This window comes from Bacillus sp. Medicinal_06 (assembly GCF_056711665.1).
The window spans coordinates 253198-271013 of sequence record NZ_JBWYHD010000003.1 but is presented as its reverse complement, the minus strand read 5'-3'; the positions used below and the strand labels follow the sequence as shown (position 1 = coordinate 271013).

Annotated in this window: 16 protein-coding genes; 12 read left to right on the top strand and 4 right to left on the bottom strand. The window is 35.2% G+C overall.

What is annotated here, in order from left to right:
- Positions 1-9: 9 nt before the first annotated feature.
- The 3 genes from AC1M36_RS08435 to AC1M36_RS08425 are packed head-to-tail and all read right to left on the bottom strand — an operon-like array spanning position 10 to position 1888.
- On the bottom strand, positions 10-651 hold the full coding sequence (locus tag AC1M36_RS08435; RefSeq protein ID WP_336452582.1) for an ABC-2 transporter permease: 642 nt from the start codon (positions 649-651) through the stop codon (positions 10-12).
- Complete coding sequence (locus AC1M36_RS08430; protein WP_336452581.1) at positions 645-1508, bottom strand: ABC transporter ATP-binding protein; 864 nt, start codon at positions 1506-1508, stop codon at positions 645-647. Before AC1M36_RS08430 ends, AC1M36_RS08435 begins: the two co-directional genes overlap by 7 nt.
- Positions 1505-1888, bottom strand: a complete 384-nt coding sequence (locus AC1M36_RS08425; RefSeq protein WP_336452580.1) for a GntR family transcriptional regulator — start codon at positions 1886-1888, stop codon at positions 1505-1507. The genes AC1M36_RS08430 and AC1M36_RS08425 overlap by 4 nt, the downstream gene beginning before the upstream one ends.
- A 353-nt stretch (positions 1889-2241) precedes the next feature.
- On the opposite strand from AC1M36_RS08425, the gene gntK reads away from it, so the two are divergent.
- From gntK to AC1M36_RS08400, 5 genes are all read left to right on the top strand, one after another.
- Positions 2242-3780, top strand: coding sequence for a gluconokinase (gene gntK, locus AC1M36_RS08420; RefSeq protein ID WP_336452579.1), 1539 nt, complete (start codon positions 2242-2244; stop codon positions 3778-3780).
- Positions 3781-3794: 14 nt separating this feature from the next.
- Positions 3795-5144: a GntP family permease gene (locus tag AC1M36_RS08415; RefSeq protein WP_479845749.1), complete on the top strand. Its 1350-nt coding sequence runs from the start codon at positions 3795-3797 to the stop codon at positions 5142-5144.
- A gap of 18 nt (positions 5145-5162) precedes the next feature.
- Positions 5163-6062: a phosphogluconate dehydrogenase (NAD(+)-dependent, decarboxylating) gene (gnd, locus tag AC1M36_RS08410; RefSeq protein WP_479845748.1), complete on the top strand. Its 900-nt coding sequence runs from the start codon at positions 5163-5165 to the stop codon at positions 6060-6062.
- Between the two features lie 148 nt (positions 6063-6210).
- A complete protein-coding gene (locus AC1M36_RS08405) occupies positions 6211-6747 on the top strand; it encodes an NADPH-dependent FMN reductase (RefSeq protein ID WP_479845747.1) in 537 nt (178 codons plus the stop codon).
- A 179-nt stretch (positions 6748-6926) separates the two neighbouring features.
- On the top strand, positions 6927-7721 hold the full coding sequence (locus tag AC1M36_RS08400) for a VOC family protein (RefSeq protein ID WP_336452576.1): 795 nt from the start codon (positions 6927-6929) through the stop codon (positions 7719-7721).
- A 152-nt stretch (positions 7722-7873) separates the two neighbouring features.
- On the opposite strand, the gene AC1M36_RS08395 is transcribed toward AC1M36_RS08400, so the two are convergent.
- Positions 7874-8296 carry a DUF1801 domain-containing protein gene (locus tag AC1M36_RS08395; RefSeq protein WP_336452575.1) on the bottom strand — a complete coding sequence of 141 codons (423 nt, stop codon included), beginning with the start codon at positions 8294-8296 and terminating at the stop codon, positions 7874-7876.
- Positions 8297-8889: 593 nt separating this feature from the next.
- Between AC1M36_RS08395 and AC1M36_RS08390 the strand changes: the two genes are divergently transcribed.
- From AC1M36_RS08390 to AC1M36_RS08360, 7 genes are all read left to right on the top strand, one after another.
- Entirely contained in the window at positions 8890-9447 is a 558-nt protein-coding gene (locus AC1M36_RS08390) for a YdcF family protein (RefSeq protein WP_336452574.1), read from the top strand.
- A gap of 102 nt (positions 9448-9549) precedes the next feature.
- Complete coding sequence (locus AC1M36_RS08385; RefSeq protein ID WP_479845746.1) at positions 9550-10503, top strand: ABC transporter ATP-binding protein; 954 nt, start codon at positions 9550-9552, stop codon at positions 10501-10503.
- A 3-nt stretch (positions 10504-10506) separates the two neighbouring features.
- Positions 10507-12018, top strand: a complete 1512-nt coding sequence (locus AC1M36_RS08380) for an ABC transporter permease/substrate-binding protein (RefSeq protein ID WP_336452572.1) — start codon at positions 10507-10509, stop codon at positions 12016-12018.
- Positions 12019-12235: 217 nt separating this feature from the next.
- Positions 12236-13663 (top strand): arginine-ornithine antiporter, encoded by a 1428-nt coding sequence (gene arcD, locus AC1M36_RS08375; protein ID WP_336452649.1) that lies wholly within the window; start codon positions 12236-12238, stop codon positions 13661-13663.
- Positions 13664-13757: 94 nt separating this feature from the next.
- Positions 13758-14018: a LemA domain protein gene (locus AC1M36_RS08370; protein WP_336452571.1), complete on the top strand. Its 261-nt coding sequence runs from the start codon at positions 13758-13760 to the stop codon at positions 14016-14018.
- A gap of 109 nt (positions 14019-14127) precedes the next feature.
- On the top strand, positions 14128-15939 hold the full coding sequence (locus AC1M36_RS08365; RefSeq protein WP_479845745.1) for an AAA family ATPase: 1812 nt from the start codon (positions 14128-14130) through the stop codon (positions 15937-15939).
- Positions 15929-17779, top strand: a complete 1851-nt coding sequence (locus AC1M36_RS08360) for a hypothetical protein (protein WP_336452569.1) — start codon at positions 15929-15931, stop codon at positions 17777-17779. Before AC1M36_RS08365 ends, AC1M36_RS08360 begins: the two co-directional genes overlap by 11 nt.
- The last annotated feature ends 37 nt before the right edge of the window (positions 17780-17816 follow it).

Sequence of the window (17816 nt, the reverse complement as noted above, 5' to 3'; positions counted from 1 at the left end):
TTCTCTTAATTATAAATCTTTTTTTGCATATATCTTTAGTGAAAAAATCATTGAAGTGAAACCAATGATAATAGAAATAACATAAGGCATCCAGTCTTGAATCATTTGTGGAAATGAAATTGTAAACTGAACTGGATTTGATTGAATACTTTTTATAATAGTTGGCGTAACAAAAGGGATTAAAAAAGTAATAAAAAACGAAATAAGTTTTGTTTTTTCATAACCAAACTTGAATTGTGCAGGAATTAGGACTCCAAATAGTATACAAATTATTAAAAAAGTTATTCCAAGTGTATGGAGGCTTAAGTTTTCTATATTTATTGGAATAATAATAGATACTAGAATACGAATAATGGTGACACAAATAAAAATAACGAAAATAAAGAGGTATTTTGCTTTTACAAATGCATTTCGTGTATAAGGAGTCGCACAAAGATAAGTGGCCCCTTTATGTGCATCTTCGTATCTAGATACTGTACCAAATAAAATGTACTCAACTAAAATTGCTGTTAAAAGAAAGCTGACAAGGCCACCATCGTTAAAATTTATTTGCGAAGAAATATAAAGCGGTGCGATTGCAGCAAAAATAAGTAAAATAAATAAGGATTTTTTGACTAATATTAAATCTTTTTTTACGAGGTTAATTAGCAATGTATGTCACCTCCGATGTAAGCGAGCATAATATCCTCTATTGTTGGTCTTTCCATTATTGCGTCAGGTATGAGTTGGCGTATATTTTCTTTTTGATGTGTAATCCCTTCAAAACCATATCTCGACTGATGCAAACTTAAAAAGAGTTTTTGTGTTTGCTTATTAATAAATTGATTGTCTCCTTTTACAAGTGCATGTGTATCCAGTAAATAATCTTTTTCTTCATTTAATAAGATTTTACCATTATCAATTAAGATGATCGTATCAGCAATTTTATCTAAATCTGAGGTGATATGGGTAGAAAAAAAGACGCTTTTTCCAGGTTCTTTCATAAAATCGAGGAGAATATTCATCAATTCATTTCGTACCAATGGATCTAGACCGCTTGTTGGCTCATCCATAATCAATAAATCTGCATGGTGGGAAAGTGCCAATGCAACTGCATATTTCATACGCATACCCTTTGATAAGGTAGCAATTTTTTGATCCAATTTTAAATTGAACTGTTCTATGTACGATAAAAAAATGGATTCATCCCATTCAGTATAGCTTGGAGCAATCACGTTCTTCATTTCTTTCAACGTTAATTCTTCATAGAAGTATCCCTCATCTAACACGATGCCAATTTTGTTTTTTGACTTTCTTTCATTTTTATCTATATCTTTTCCTAAAAAGTGAATTGTTCCAGAATCTTTCAAAGCAAGACCGAGAATAGCTTTGATAGTAGTAGTTTTCCCAGAACCATTCGTACCAACAAAACCGGTAATACAATCTTTGTTTAGTGAGAATGTCACATTTTTTAATGAAAAACTGTCGTAAGATTTACTTAAATTATTGACTTCTAACACAGCGCTCATTTCTCTGTTTCCTCCTCAAAAATTAAATCCAGCATGGAATGAAGATCATCTGTCGAAATTCCTAAACTTCGAGCCATTTGACAAACTTCAGCTAGTTTGACTTCCACCATATAGCGTTTGGATTCCAGCAGCATTTCTAAGTTTGCAGGTGCTACATAAGAGCCTTTGCCAACTCTGGTTACGATAAAACCTTCTGCTTCTAGCTCTGCATAGACTCTTTTTGTAGTTAAGACACTTACATGTAAATCATTGGCTAATGAGCGGATTGAAGGAAGTTGTTCACCTTCTTTTAACTCATTGCTGAAAATGGAAGTTTTAATTTGATCTTTTATTTGCTGGTATAAAGGCTGATCTACTGTATTGCTTAAAATAATTTTCATTCAACAACCTCATTATCATAAATTGTTATAGTAGTAAATATACACCATACACACTATGCACAGTTATATTATAATTTACTATTATTGGAATGACAAGGGTTAGTAGTAGAATGCCAAAATGATTTTCATTTAAGAAATATGTTCTAAATGAAATAATGATTCAATATGTTCACATTATTTGGCTATAAGAGGGCGGGAAGATTCCTACAAAAAAACATTGGGGGTAGGAAAAGTGAAAATGATGAAAAAAATTTTCTTTTTAAAACTTGATTTAAGAAAAAATATTTTATATACTAATTCATGTAAACGGTTTACTATATTATATTTTGCTAGAAATGAAGGGAAGATTCAGTATGGAAACAAGGGGGAGAGTAATCGGGATTGATATCGGTACCACAAGTACAAAAGCGGTTGTGTTTACTGAAAAAGGGAAAGTCGTTGCCAAGCATGCGATTAATTACCCAATTATCCAACCAAGTGTAGGGTGGGCTGAACAAGATCCTGATGTAATATGTTCTGCCGTGTATAAATCTGTAAGCGCTGCCATCGAAAAAGGTAACGTACATCCGGAAGATATTACTTCAATCGGTATTAGCACTGCGATGCATGCATTAATTGCAGTTGATGAAAAGGGTGCTCCGCTCACTCGCTCTATTATTTGGGCAGATAATAGGAGTACGGAGCAGGCTGAAAAATTATTAAAACATATGAATGGACACGAAATTTATAGACGAACAGGCACACCGATCCATCCAATGTCACCACTACCTAAATTATTGTGGATGAAAGAAGAGGAACCGGAGTTATACGCAAGTGCATATAAATTTATTTCCATTAAAGAGTATTTGATCTATCAATTATTCTCACGTTATGTTGTTGATTATTCGATTGCTTCAGCTACAGGGCTATTTAATTTAGAAACATTAGGCTGGGATTTAGATGTGTTAAAGATGTTACAACTATCACATGAACAGTTATCAGAACCTGTACCGACAACTCATATTTTATCGGGAATGAAGCCAGAGTTAGCTCAGAAAATGGGTATACATGAAAAGACTCCAATTGTTATTGGGGCAAGTGATGGTGTTCTTGCGAATGTCGGTGTTGGTGCGATATCACCTGGTGAAGCAGCGATAACGATTGGGACAAGCGGTGCGGTTCGAACGATTTCATCGAATATTAATACTGATGAAAAAGGTAGAACGTTTTGTTATGCGTTGACAGACGAGCATTGGGTAATTGGTGGTCCTACTAATAATGGCGGGATTTTACTAAGATGGTTACGTGATGAATTTGGTAGTCCCGAACAAGAGGTAGCGAAAAAACTCGGAATTGATCCGTATGATTTATTAATTCAGTATGCGGAACGGGTACCAGCTGGAGCTGCAGGCTTACTATTTTTACCATTCTTATCTGGCGAACGCGCTCCATATTGGAATGCCAATGCACGCGGCACATTCTTTGGTATTAATCTTCAGCATAAACGAGAGCATTTTATTCGCGCTGTGATGGAAGGAGTTTGCATGAGTGTATATTCAGTCGCACTTGCAATTCGAGATTTAACGGGACCTCTTTCTGAAATTCGTGTTTCAGGCGGATTTGCGAAATCAGCGTTTTGGAGACAAATGTTGTCCGATATGATGGGGAAAGAATTGCTTGTTCCAGAAAGTCATGAAGCATCTGCACTTGGGGCTGCAGCACTTGCTTTATATGCGATTGGGAAAATTGATTCACTTGAAGAAGTAAAAGAGTGGATTGAAATTGTCCATCATCATGTGCCGAATAAAGAAAATACGGCTTTATATTTAGAAATGTTTTACATGTATGAACGACTTTACGATCGTTTGAAAGAAGAATTCGATTGTATAGCTGCTTTCCAACGTAAACAATAGGGGGATTGGGAGAAATGGAAGTTGGGATCGTACTAGCGGCTGTTGTCATACTACTTTTACTTATCACAGTAGTAAAATGGCATCCATTTGTCGCTTTAATTTTAACAGCAATCGGAGTTGGGCTAGCAATGGGGATGCCCTTGATTGCTACTTCACCAAAAGATCCAGGGATTATCGATTCTATTAAACTAGGTCTTGGTAATACGTTAGGATTTTTAGCAATTGTTTTAGCGCTAGGAACAATGCTTGGGAAAATGATGGCAGAGTCTGGCGGTGCTGAAAGGATCGCGAATACATTAATAGAGCGTTTTGGGACGAAACGTGTACACTGGGCAATGATGTTTGTAGCATTTTTAGTAGGAATTCCGGTGTTTTTCCAAGTAGGATTTGTATTGTTAATTCCACTTGTGTTTACAATTGCGTTAGAAACAGGGGTTTCTCTTATCACAATTGGTATTCCACTTGTAGCAGGACTTTCTATTGTACACGGATTAGTTCCTCCGCACCCAGCAGCAATGGCAGCGGTTGGTATTTTCAAAGCTGATGTAGGAAAAACAATTTTATATGCGTTAATTGTCGGACTTCCAACAGCAATTATTTCAGGCCCGATTTATGGAAAATGGATTGGTGCTCGTATACATAAAAAGGTACCATTAGATGTAGCTGAACAGCTTAACGAGCGAGATACGAAGAAAGAACTTCCCGGCTTTGGCAACACCTTATTTACGATTTTACTTCCTGTATTGCTTATGCTTGGAGCATCAGTAGCGGAAATTGCATTAGAAAAAACGAGTCAACTAGCACAGGTATTACATTTTATTGGAGATCCTATAGTTGCATTATTAATTGCGACGATTTATTCGTTCTTTAGTCTCGGTTATGCAAAAGGATTTTCAAAAGATAAGGTACTACAATTTACAAATGATTGTTTAGGACCGATCGCAAACATACTGTTAGTTATTGGGGCGGGCGGAGCATTCAATAAAGTGTTATTAGACTCAGGAATTGGTAACACAATTGCGGATATGGCCAAAGAATCACACATTTCTCCGATACTATTAGGCTGGGGAATTGCGGCACTTATTCGAATTGCAACTGGTTCTGCAACGGTTTCGATGATGACAGCTGCGGGTATTGTAGCACCGATTGCAGCAAGCATTCCAGGAGTAAATGTGGAATTGTTAGCACTTGCAACAGGAGCCGGATCACTCATTTTATCACATGTGAATGATTCTGGATTTTGGATGATTAAAGAATATTTTGGAATGACTGTAAAAGAAACGCTATTAACATGGACAGCAATGGAAACAATTTTATCTGTTGTTGCTCTAGGACTTATAACTTTATTAAATCTCATTGTATAGAATAGGAGTTTGATTACTATGAAACTAGGATTAATTGGATTAGGAAAGATGGGCTTTCCATTAGCAGAACATTTGCATGAAGATGGTCATGAAGTGGTTGTAAATGATGTAAATAATGAGCTTGTTGAAAAAGCAGGACAGCTTGGTATTACTGCTCGTCATACATTAAAAGAGATGGTAGCAGAACTTGAAGCTCCACGTACGATTTGGGTTATGGTACCAGCTGGGGAAATTGTTGATTCAGTATTACGTGATGTATATCCATTATTAGAAGAAGGAGATATTGTAATTGAAGGTGGAAATTCTTTCTATAAGGATACATTACGCCGAGCTGAGGAAGCAAAAAGCTTTGGACTTCATTATGTAGATATCGGTACATCAGGTGGGGTAGAAGGTGCTCGTTATGGAGCTTGTTTAATGATTGGTGGCGAAAAAGAAATTTTTGATCGATTAGAACCTTTATTTAAAGATTTAGCAGTGGAAAATGGCTATTCCTACGCTGGTCAAGTTGGAAGTGGGCATTTCCTAAAAATGGTTCATAACGGCATTGAATATGGAATGATGCAAGCAATTGCGGAAGGCTTTGAAGTACTAGAAAAGAGCGATTTCAACTTCAATTATGAAGATGTCGCAAAAGTATGGGCGAACGGATCGGTTATTCGCGGTTGGTTAATGGATTTAACTGAAAAGGCATTTGCTGATGATCCGAAATTAGCTGGAATTAAAGGAGTAATGAACTCTTCAGGTGAAGGGAAATGGACAGTAGAGACAGCATTAGAATTACAAGCATCTGCACCAGTTATTGCAATGTCATTATTTATGCGTTATCGCTCTCAAGAAGATGATACGTTCCATGGGAAAGTTGTTTCAGCACTGCGAAATCAATTTGGCGGACACGCTGTTGTAAAAAATGATTAATTGATAGAAAAGGAACTCATCCAAAAGTATGAGTTCCTTTTCTACGTTTCATACTATTTTCTCAAAGTTTTTCCCTCTTTTTACTGTGTTTTGTGTAGAATTTTCTGATAGTATAGAAGTAGAACTTAAAATAAAGGGGGAGAAAAAAATGAAATTAGTCGTAATTAACGGAACACCACGAAAATTTGGTAGAACACGTGTCATTGCAAAATATATTGCAGAGCAATTTGAAGGGGAGTTATATGATTTAGCAACAGAGCAATTGCCTTTATATAACGGTGAAGAATCACAACGTGAATTAGAAGCGGTAACGAAATTAAAAACATTAGTGAAAGAAGCTGACGGTGTTGTGCTTTGCACACCTGAGTATCATAATGCGATGAGTGGTGCGCTTAAAAACGCATTAGATTTCTTAAGCAGCAGTGAATTTGTCCATAAACCAGTTGCTCTTTTGGCAGTTGCAGGCGGCGGAAAAGGCGGTATAAACGCGCTTAATAGTATGCGTATTGTCGCACGAGGTGTATATGCGAATGCAATTCCAAAACAAGTTGTATTAGACGGTTTATATGTACAAGATGGCGAGCTTAGTGAGGATGCAAAACCATTAATTCATGATCTTTTCAAAGAATTAAAAGCATATATGGACGTGTATAAAGAAGTGAAGAAACAATTAGGTGTTGAGTGATAAGCATCTAGTGTGCTGTGAATCCGAATAATGAACTTTTAAGGGCTAGTGGTCTATAATCCATTGGCTCTTGGATAAATATGAAAACGATTCCATTAATTTCGGTTCACACAAGCGTAATGTAAACAAATGATTGGTTAGAAATATTATATTGTTTGAAAACAAGGTGGTGAATAAGGATGATTACACATTTTTCAGAGCTGAAATTACAAACAGTATCGATCCAAGGGGTAGAACAAGTGTATGCAAAATGTCTTGGTATCCCAGTTTTATTAAAAACGGATAAACAAATAAGCTTTCAATTAACTCCACATGTTACATTATTTTTTGAAGAAGTATATGAACCGATTTCACCTGCTCATGTTGCTTTTCAAGTACCATTTTCAAAGTTTTACGAAACTGCAAAGTGGGTTCAAGAATCAGGTTTGCTTATTATAAAGTGGGAAGATGGTCATGAAATTGATGAAGAGGACGGGCGGTTAAATCTATATTTCCGTGATGGAGATGGAAATCTTCTTGAAATTATTGCACATAATTATATTATTGAGGAGGTTTTAATTCCATGCACACCGTTGAACATTTTGTATGTAAGAGAAGTAGGGTGCCCAGTCGAAAGTGTACCTATATTTAGAGAGTGGCTAAAATCTAATTTAAGCATGAAAACATTTGAAGATGGTGAAATTTTTAACTTTGTAGTTGGTGGAACAGCTCATGTTGTTGCAAGCTGGAAGGGAAGACCTTGGATTCCAATTGCAATGAAAGCTTTGCCGCCGAAAATGCATATTTCATTTGGGACGTCGAGTTTTAACTTCATTCAAATGGTTCAGAAACATCTAAGACAAAACGATGTGATATTCCATTTTCATAATAATGAAATATCGTTTGTTCAAGAAGGATATTCTTTTTCTATACAACATACTCCGCGCTTTAAAGCTGATATTCCTAAAAAGTTGAACTTACCACTTTCTATTTAAGTGGTATTTTTTGAGTTGTTATTACTGGATGTGATTTTAATAAATAGTTAGAGAATCATGACATATATTTAAAAGGGAATATTCTAAAAACAGGTATTTTGACATGTGTTCAAAACACCTGTTGCTTACTTCATTTGATTGCTATGCACATATTAGTGGTTTGGATACGTTTTTTTCAAAAAACTGATAGATTGTTTAATTAGCGCTTTTAGAACATCGATATCAATGTCTGCTACTTTATTAATGTATATACAGGCTTTTCCAGATGTGTGTTTTCCAAAGTCTTTTAATAGTTCTTCTCGCTCAGGGTCGCCAGTTGCAAAATATAAACTAATTTTAGCTTTTCGGGGTGAAAAGCCTACTAATGGTGCATCTCCTTCATGACCAGATGCATATTTATAATGGTATGTACCAAATCCAATAATGCTTGGGCCCCACATCTTTGCTGGATAGCCTGTTGTTTCAGTAAATATATCTAATAATTGGTATGCGTTTTCTCGTTTTTTTAGGCTGTCAACACTTTCAATAAACTCGATTACACTATTGTTGGTTTCAGTCGTTTTGAGTTTGTACATAATAGAATCGCCCCTTTTTAGGTATAAGTTTCATTATATACATAATTATAATACAGAGTTTGAACGAAAGTCACAAAACCTCAAGTATGTCTTAAAAATAGTATATTAGTTTGGCTTTCATTCCCGAGAACCAATTAGATTGAGGCAACTTACTAAACGGCTTTTTTCCCTTAGTTATACTTTAAGGAAAAAGATCAAAATTATACTCATATGTGCAATAGAAGGTGTAGACTCTTTATTACTTACTGTATTTATGTAACGAAGAGTTTGCGATGATACAATTATAAGTATAAGGATAACATAGTGTTTTTTATAAGATGCAAAAAAGAGGGGAAACTTCCAGTAAATCCATCGTATGGCGGGGGCAAAAATGCAAAAGTTAAAAGGGAATCATATAAAAGAGGATATGAAACAAAATGGGAAAAACGAAAGCATTAGGATCAGCGAAACATAAAGGAAATCAAACGCAGTGCCATACATCTTCTAAAAAGGGGCGTAATGCTCAAAACGCAGGACAACGCAGTCACTAAAAAATACTTCTGTCTCCCTTTCTTTTTTTATATAATATAAAGAAAGGGAGTGTAAGCTTATATATGAACAAATGGATATTACTTGTTATCTTGTTATTTCCACCACTATGTATGATGTATATGACATATCGAATGAAAAAAGTTGCTTATGAAAAAGTAAGTGATAACGCTCCATATGTAATCATTTTAGGTGCAAAACTATTTGGGGATAAACCTTCCTTATCTCTTCAAAATCGTTTAGATGTAGCCTTAATGTATTTAAATTCTCATCCAGAAGTAAAAGTAATTGTTTCTGGAGGGCAAGGGGAAGATGAAGATATTCCTGAAGCACACAGTATGCGAAATTATTTAATACAACATGGGATTGAAGAGGAGCGTATTTTCATTGAGGATCGTTCGACAAGTACCTATGAAAATTTAAAGTTTAGCATGGATTTATACGATGTAACGCACGCGGTAATTGTAAGTAATACATATCATCTATACCGAACAAAAATTATTGCTAAGCGTTTAGGAATGAAAATGGAATCACTCGCAGCACCAACGCCAAGGCGCTCAAAGAAGAAAGCATATATACGTGAATATGCAGCAATTATTAAAACAACATTATTCGATCATTAGAGCTCAAGTAAGGGCTCTTTTTTGTGAAGAAAAAGCGTATTATTTGAAAAGAAAGCAAGATTCTATCAGAATGAAAGAAACAACAATAAGGGAGTTGTATTTGTGATTCAATTTAATCATGTGTCAAAAGCATATGAAGATGGTACGAAAGCAGTAGATTCATTACATTTAGAGATTAAAAAAGGAGAACTTTTTGTTCTTATCGGTCCGAGTGGTTGTGGAAAAACAACGACGATGAAAATGATTAATCGTTTAATTGAAACGACAGAAGGTTCAATCTCTATCGATGACAAAGACATTCAAGATTACAATATCCATGAACTACGTTGGGATATTGGGTACGTTCTACAACAAATCGCATTGTTTCCGCATATGACAATTGCTGAAAATATTGCGATTGTACCTGAAATGAGGAAATGGAGTAAAGAAAAAGTTCGGGAGCGTGTGGATGAGTTACTTGATATGGTTGGTTTAGACCCAGATGTATATCGAGATCGTATGCCTGATGAATTATCTGGTGGACAAAAGCAGCGTGTGGGAGTTGTACGAGCACTGGCTGCCAACCCTAAAATCGTTCTGATGGATGAACCATTTAGCGCGCTAGACCCATTAAGCAGAGAACAGTTGCAAAAGGATATTGTAAAATTACAGAAAAAAATTCAAAAAACGATTGTGTTTGTGACACATGATATGCAAGAAGCGTTAACACTTGGTGATCGTATTTGTGTGATGAGAAAAGGAAAAATCGTTCAATTAGATACACCGGAAGGAATCATACATAACCCAGTAAATGATTTTGTGGAAGAATTTATTGGAAATCGTGTTCGCCCTTGGTACGAAGGGAAGAGTATTGAAGATGTATTGCCTCTGGCGAGTGATGGACAAGTAGACAATAATATTTTACCTCTATCCCTACATGATTCACTACAAGAAGCGTTGATTCGTTTGGAAGCAGAAGAGGCTATCCCGATTGAAAGAGACGGACAATACGTGGGGACATTAACAAGCCGTCATATTGTGACGTATTTGGCTGGACAAATGAAGGAGAGGGGGTAAATCGTGTCCATATTATTACAAACGTTTCAAGAACGAAAATTAGAATTACTTCGTGCGCTAATTGAGCACTTACAAATTTCACTTATTTCTTTATTCTTTGCGGTGATGATTGCCGTCCCGCTTGGTATTTGGTTAACGAGAAGAGAGAGAATTGCTGAGTTTATTATAGGCACCTCTGCTATTATGCAAACAATTCCTTCATTGGCTTTACTAGGGCTTTTAATCCCGCTCGTTGGCATTGGAAAGGTTCCAGCAATTATTGCGCTAGTTGTATATGCGCTATTACCCATTTTACGAAATACATATACGGGCATTCGTAAGTTAGATGCATCTCTTATTGAAGCAGCAAGAGCGATGGGAATGAATAGCTTTAGAAGATTATGGAGAGTAGAACTGCCGCTGGCGTTGCCAATCATAATGGCTGGAATTCGTACAGCAATGGTTTTAATTGTCGGAACAGCTACATTAGCTGCTTTAATAGGAGCTGGAGGACTTGGAAAGCTTATTTTACTCGGTATAGATCGAAATGACCATGCTCTTATCGTGTTAGGAGCTGTACCAGCCGCATTGTTAGCTTTATTCTTTGATGGAGTACTTCGGATGTTTGAAAGCACTAGACATTCACCTAAGCGAATTATATTGGCAATATGTATCATCGCTGTAGTTATAGCGGCACCATTTCTTTGGAATACACAAAAGAAAGATATTGTGATTGCTGGAAAGCTTGGATCTGAACCAGAAATTTTAATTCAAATGTATAAGCAGCTAATCGAGCAAGATACTGATTTAGATGTAGAATTGAAACCAGGACTTGGAAAAACAGCGTTTGTTTTTGAAGCTTTAAAATCAGGAGAAATTGATATATATCCTGAATTTTCAGGGACTGCTTTATCTACTTTTGTAAAAGAAAATCCAAAAAGTACAAATCGTCAAGAAGTATATGAACAAGCACGCCAGGGGATGGAAAAGAAATATCATATGGTGATGCTAAAGCCGATGGAATATAATAATACATATGCACTTGCAATGCCAAAGAACGTTGCAGAGCAGTATAATGTGAAAACAATCTCAGATTTACGAAATATTGCAGCAAATGTAAAAGCTGGATTTACGTTAGAATTTGCAGATCGGGAAGATGGATATAAAGGGATGCAAAAATTGTATAATTTCCAGATTGCAAACGTAACGACAATGGAGCCGAAGTTACGATATGGTGCAATCGAATCAGGGGAGGTTACTGTTATTGATGCTTATTCTACTGACAGTGAACTTGAACAATATGGACTACAAGTACTAGAAGATGATAAAGGGTTATTCCCGCCTTACCAAGGAGCTCCTTTATTAAGAGAAGGAACACTTGATAAATATCCTGAACTTGAAAAAACATTAAATAAACTTGCTGGGAAAATATCAGATGAAGACATGAGAAAAATGAATTATGAAGTTAATGTAAATGGTAAAAGTGCAGAAAAAGTAGCGAGGGAATTTTTGGAAAAAGAGAGATTGATTCATTAATATTTACAAAAAATATACAAATTAATGACTGATAATTGACCGTTCATAATAAAATGAACGGTTTTTTTGTGCATACTTATACATTTTTTCAAAAAAGTATTCCCTTTTTGTTCATTTTCTTTTAGAATAAGTAATGTTTTCCTGAAAAAATATAATAGAAACGTCTATTAGAGAAAAGGTGACTTTAATAGTTGAACGGATAAACATAACACCTAGAATGACAGATGGGGTGGTACCGATAGAAAAGAAATTAGGATTTTTTCCATTAATCGCACTAGTAGTAGGAACAATGGTTGGCGGTGGTGTTTTTAGTTTACCGCATGATTTAGCAGTAGGCGCAAATAGTGGCGCAACGATAATTGGATGGTGTATTACAGCAATGGGAATGATTCCCCTTGCGCTTGTATACCAAACATTAGCAAGACAAAAGCCAGAGCTTGAAGGCGGAATTTATAGTTATGCACGCGCAGGATTTGGTGAATATGTCGGTTTTAACAGTGCATGGGGATACTGGCTTGCAGGAATTTTAGGAAACGTAGCTACGATCATGTTATTGTTTAGTACACTGGGATATTTTTTCCCTATTTTTAAGGGAGGAAACAACGTTGCATCCATCGTTGGTGCATCTCTTTTATTATGGACTCTTCACTTCCTTATTTTAATCGGAATTCGTGAAGCATCTATTATGAACTTTGTTGCAACAATTGGAAAATTAGTTCCGATTTTATTATTTATTGTAGTTATGGTTACAGCGTTTCGCTGGGATACATTTACACATGATTTTTGGGGAGAGGGAACCGTTTCTATTTCTTCTGTCCTTGGTCAAGTGAAGAATACGATGCTTGTTACACTTTGGGTATTTATTGGTGTGGAAGGAGCAGTCGTATTATCGGGTAGAGCAAAAAATAGTCGTGATGTTGGGAAAGCAACGGTTGTTGGATTAATTTTAGTTATGTCGATCTATATTTTAATCTCAGTCCTTTCAATGGGGGCTATGACAAGGCAAGAACTCTCTATGTTAGAAACGCCATCAATGGGACATGTATTAGAACATGTTGTGGGACCTTGGGGTGCATTTGCAATTAATATTGGATTGGTTGCTTCCCTTGTCGGGACATTAATTGGATGGTTCTTACTCGTTTCTGAAATTTCTCACGTGGCCGGGAAAGATGGTGTATTCCCGAAAGTTTTTACGAAGACAAATAAAAAACAGACGCCACATGTTGCATTATGGATTTCCAATGGTGTCGCACAAACGTTGTTTATAATCGTTTTATTCTCGGAATCAACGTATCAAATGATGTATTTTATCGCGTCTACATCTATTTTACTTCCGTATTTATTATCAGCACTTTATCAGTTGAAATTAGTCGTAACGAAGGAACTAAAACGTGCGAGACTAAAAAATGGAATACTCGCTTTAATTGCTTCATTATATTCTGTATGGTTGATTTATGCAGCAGGCTTAAAAAACTTATTACTTGTCTCAATCGTATATGGGATTGGACTTGTTGTTTATATGTTTGCTCGAAAGGAAAAAGGAAATCGCTGTTTTTCTGGCATGGAGAGATATGTTATGGGTGTAATTGTGATTGCAGCAGCAGTATCACTTTATATGCTTGTAACAGGTACTATAAAAATGTAAAAAGTCCTTCTGAAGGACTTTTTTTCTTTACATACAAGGAATTTTATTTTATTCACAGAATATCTAATATATAAGATGTTTAGGAGGGATGAGAATGAAAGAAAAAGAACAATTATTAAGAATTATGGAATTGGCAAGTGATTTGCGAAAAGTATTAGTGCAAGAATCGTTTTTTAATCATCATCCCGAATTACGTGGAGCAATTGAAAATTTGGCTGGTTCTGTGGAGACTTTAGCAAGTCTGCAGCATAATAAAGATGAAAATGCTGAGGATAAACTACGATATGTACTTGCTAAAATGAAAATTGCTAACAATGCGATTATGCAGGAGAAAAAGGCTTTTCCTTCTCATTAATATAAGTTTTACTTTTTGAACCTGACGTAGTACGTCAGGTTTTTTGTTTCTAGTTTTCTTTTATAGTTCATACAATAAGAACAGCATGAAAAAAAGAAGGTGATTCGTATTGAAGTTACATAAAGCTCTCCACTCCAGTTTTATAAAGCGGATGTATCACATGAGGTTTCTTGGGAAGTTTGTTGAAGGTGAGGAAGACAAAAAAGGTACTTTTTCTGTACAATGTCTTTCACAAATCCCTTCAATCTTGAAATCGCAATTTGAAGGCGAAACATATTTATTTGAAGGGCTATATGCAAACAAAAAAAATGAGAGAATCTTTGCGGACTTGAAGAAAAAAAAGTTAGAAAGACAATTGGTACTATTTCGCCTTTATTATGAAAGAGGGAACTTGTACGTTGAATTAATATGTACAGAACAACGAGAAATCGCGGATGGATATAAGATCATTCCGTCGCCCAGATTAGTAGGATATAAAAAAAGAGAATCTTTAGAACGAAAACTAGGTAATGGATATTTATCTTTCCTTATTCCTAAATTTCCACAAGATTTCGAAGTGCCTGAACTATTATGGTATGAGGGGAGATTATATGGAAATTTATCATTAAAAGCATCCATTAGTTCAATTGCATATTGCGAACAAAAAAAGGAATGTAAATATATCGAGATTGATAATTGGAACAAGTATATAGAAGTGAAAGCGGATGATCATTTGTATTTTGTACGAGAAAATATGTATGATCAGCTTTTAAAGAAAATCACAGAAGAAGGAAAAAGAGTGGAAGTAGTAGACATAAAAATGCAAAAAGAAGAACCAGAATGGAATGAACGTGAATCTACATTTATACAATATGTACAGGATGTAATCAATAATAAAGGATTGTATTTAGATGCAACGGATATTTTTAATTTTCATATTAGCGTAAAAACAAATCTGTTAACAATTCTTGCTGGTATCCCAGGAATCGGAAAATCAAGCTTTGTGCAGGCGTATGCCGAAGCATTAGGATTAACGTATGGAGAAGAATTATTATGGATTCCAATTTCTCCATCTTATCAAGAACCACACGATATACTAGGCTATCTGCATCCAAATGGAACATATATCGAGAGTGAAACGAAGTTAGTTCGAACATTATTAAAAGCATATGAAAATCCAAATCAACTTTATATGATTGTATTTGATGAAATGAATATGTCACATATTGAACATTGGTTTACACCATTCTTATCTATTCTTCAATTAGAAAAGAAAAATCGTATCCTTTCTTTATATGAGGAAGGAAATGAGATCGAAAATATAGTTCCATCAAAAATCGAAATTGGTGAAAATATTATTTTTATCGGAACTGTGAATTTTGATGAAACAACGAAAGAATTATCGGATCGCTTATTAGATCGAGCAAACCTCATTACACTTCAAAAAATTCCATTCTGTGAAATCAATATGCAGCAAAATCAAGGGATACAAATCCCGCCACTGCAAGTTACAACAGGAGAATTTCGTATGAATTGGTTACGAAATAAAGAGATAATTGATGTGTTTTCTGAAGAGGAATTAGAACTACTAGACAAATTACATGGCTTAATATCATCACATGACGCATCGAAAGGTGTTTCTTTTCGATGTGCTGCTGCGATTGCAACTTATTTGCAAAATATCCCCCAAAAAGATAATCAATCTTATATGATTAGCCGAGAAGAAGGCTTTGATTTGCAAGTAAAACAACGTGTTTTAACAAAATTACGTGGTACGGAAATGACAATTGGTCCACTTCTTCGTGAAGATGAAAAGAAAGGTCTATCGCTGGTAGCATTATTACAATCGCCACTTGCGAATTGTGTCTCGGCATTTGAACATTCTCTAGCTTATATAAGACAAAAACGGCGTGAATTGGAGTTGTATGGGTATGCCAAATGAGGAGGAACATGCGACGGAAATTGTAGACACAAAAGATAAGCTCCCGTTTGTATTAAAATTAATTATTGGAACGGAAGGGAAGGGAGACTTTGTATTTTTGAATCGTCTTTGTAAACGCACAACAACAATAGCGCATTGTGTTTATAAAGTGCAAGAATTAAAAGCATTACGCTTGATGTTACATTGCCAAAAGCCGGTTCGTGTCACTTTTATATGGAATAAAGTGTATGAAGGGCAAAAAGACAAGAAAGAATGGCAATATGAATTGCATGAAAAAAAACAAAAAGTATTATTATATGAACATGGAAAAACAGATTTTTTTTATCCCTGGCGCTGCGGTTTGTATCATTTTGAGGTGCAAGTGGAAGAAGACGTATATTATGGAGCGTTTCAAATTGTCCCTAAAAATTTTGTTGATGATCAATTCGAAACGATTCAAAATTATGTGAAGTCCATTTTGAATGAAATTATGCTAGACCGCGGTTATTATAAAAAGACATTCTCAACACTAATTGATATTGAAGACTCTTCTTATTTAATACTACTTCGAATGCTGCCACAAAAAATGAAAAAAATAAAACAGCTTTATAAAAAAGTTGAAGAGAGCACTAGGTATATAGATAGGTATGAGTGGGAAATAAGGGAACGAAAAGCGACGATGAAAAGTGTGATAATGAGCGAGAAAAAGCCTTATGCTAAGCATTATAACCGTAGATTTATAGAACAAATAAATAGTTTGGAGAATGCTTTTCTGAAATTTACAACGAAACAGTTTTATCAATATTTGCTTGAAGCGCAGACATTCTTACAAAAGACAATTGAAATATTAGAACGAGCAACGCATACAAAAAAAGAGGAATATCAATCTGTGAAAACAATTATGAAAACCATTGAAAGAAACGGATCTGTAACAGACAGGGAGAAGCAAAAATATCGGAATATTCATTTGCTGAAAGAGGCAGACTTACGGAAAGCGTCCGTGAAAATACAAGAGTATAAAATTTTAAATCATATTGTACATCAAGCTGTACTGTACTTTCAAAATTTGTTGAATTCTCCATTCTGGAGAGGCGTTTCTGAAAAAACAAATATAACTATGCATGCTTTACCTGTTACACACAGGCAACTATTATATCATTTAGAGTTTCTACCACGTTATAATCAACAATCTCCAGCTTTATTATTTGTTTATAAACCCACGTTTTTAGTGTATGAGTATTATGCATTTTTCATCATTATTTCTCTATTGCAACAGTTAGCATTTAAAGATGAAATTCCACTGCGTGAACAAATTCAAACCTATTTTTATTTGGATGGTTTGCAAGACGGCACAACAATTGTTTTAAATCGTGAAAACATCCAAATCCATGTAGCGTTTAATGATCTTATTGAAACGCATCCGCTTATTGCACTTAGTAAAGGTAGTCATTTTTATAATGGAGAAGATACGAAAAAGCCAGACATTCGTCTAGATTGTTATGTGAAGCAAGGAGAACGTTATGAGTACCAATCGTCTATTATTATTGAAGTGAAATATAGTCCGATGTTTAATATTTTTCAGCCTGTAGGTAATACAAAAGCAACAGAGCAAATGTACAAATATTGGTCCATTAAATATGTGGAAGAACAAGATGGAAAACGTATTTTTCATCGAAGGGCAATCCACGAAGTGATTTGCGTATACCCAGGCAGTCATATGCATGGGAAGAAAATAGAAGCTGGTTGCGGAGTCTTTTTGCAATTATATCCATATAAAACGAAGCAAGGAGAAGAGAAATTAGCTGGAAAACACGGCCTTGTGCAAATTTTTGAGAAGTGGTTAAAAAATATTGGAACATAAAAAGAAATCCTCCTCTGTGGAAAGGGTTTCTTTTTGT